Below are 538 nucleotides of genomic sequence, written 5' to 3'. Positions count from 1 at the left end.
GCCGTAAGGCACCAAAGGGGGAAAGGCCGCCAAAGACGGCCAATTCAGCAGAATGTATAGCGTGACTTAAGCAACAGGAAGCAAGACCCGTAACGTCCTTGCGTCCCCTTTAGGGGAAGAGGGCCACGAAGTGGCGAAGGGGTGGACGAGGCGGCAAGCCTGTATGATACTCTATGCTGAACTGACTGCCGCAAGGCAGCCTTCTGGAAGGAGATTTCTCGACTCCCTTTCACTGGCTCCACGAAACTATCTGATTCAAACCGGCTTGTACCACCGCTCGAAATGACGGGGGAGCACTGATGACACAAAAGCCAGACCCGTAACGCTGACTTTATATTGCGCCCGTAGGGCGCCTCCACAACCCTCGCCCGCAAAGCGGGCGTCAAACCAATACCCTAAGAACCTTCGGCCCTTTGGAGTCGTCAACCCTTCTATACAACCCTTCTACACAACCTGCGGCGCCAGCCGCGCCCCTTTTATGTTTGCGGCAAAGCCGCCACCACCACCCCTGAACCCTTTGAACCTTCTGAACCTTCTG

Origin of the sequence: Dialister sp. UBA1703 (assembly GCA_002320515.1) — a bacterium.
In the GTDB taxonomy this organism is placed as follows: Bacteria; Bacillota; Negativicutes; order Veillonellales; family Dialisteraceae; genus Dialister.
This window is presented reverse-complemented; position numbering follows the sequence as displayed.